The sequence below is a fragment of the Allobacillus halotolerans genome, from assembly GCF_018967645.1.
Taxonomy (GTDB): Bacteria; Bacillota; Bacilli; order Bacillales; family Alkalibacillaceae; genus Allobacillus; species Allobacillus halotolerans.
Genome location: NZ_JAHLZF010000080.1, coordinates 1 through 716, shown reverse-complemented (window position 1 = coordinate 716; position 716 = coordinate 1). Strand labels below are relative to the sequence as shown.

The 716-nt window shown below is 34.9% G+C and carries 2 protein-coding genes; both read right to left on the bottom strand.

Annotated elements, in window-relative coordinates:
• A partial coding sequence (locus KQ486_RS14180) for a CHAP domain-containing protein (RefSeq protein WP_216688003.1) occupies positions 1 to 460 on the bottom strand: 460 nt, incomplete at its 3' end.
• Between the two features lie 11 nt (positions 461 to 471).
• The coding region (locus tag KQ486_RS14175; protein ID WP_216688002.1) for a phage holin at positions 472 to 716 on the bottom strand (245 nt) is incomplete at its 5' end.

Below are 716 nucleotides of genomic sequence, written 5' to 3'. Positions count from 1 at the left end.
TGTTAGGGAAGTTTAACCTAATAAAATACATTGGATTGTCATAATAATGAACATGTCTTGTCACAGTTTCAGGACCCCAACCAGGTTGCGCAACGCCATTAGTCCAACCTTTACCGTTCCAGTTTTGACCAAATGATGTGAAAGTATTTAAATTTGCGCTCTCAACAATTTCAACGTGTCCAGCTCCGCCACCATACTTTGACGGGAAAACGACAATATCCAACTTTTGCGGTAAAAAGCTGTCATAGTTTTTAATTATTTGACCATATTTTTCAATCTTTGCTTTATTATCAAACGGGATATTATAAGCATATAAACCTTGCAGCCTTTCGCCTGTCGCTAACATAAAGAACATATTGGCGTAATCATAACACTGAAATCCATACCAACCATCTGGGTTGAATTGTTTCCCTAATGAATTGTCAAACCATTTTTCTGCTTGATTTTTTGTCATTAACATATATCAACCACCTACCCTAAATCATTTGTGTCGTTCATATTCGTAGGTGTCATTACTTCTTTAATAGGTGCTTGTCCTGTTGCTTTTCTATATTTACTTTCAGCTTTATATTTCTTTAATTTTTGATTCGCCCATTTCCCTTCTTGAGATGTTGGATTATCTTTATATGTAGTATATAAAGCAACAACTGTTAAGATAATCGATGAAACACTTTCTTCATCTACTGGTATCGGACTTATACCTTTATTCGCTAAGA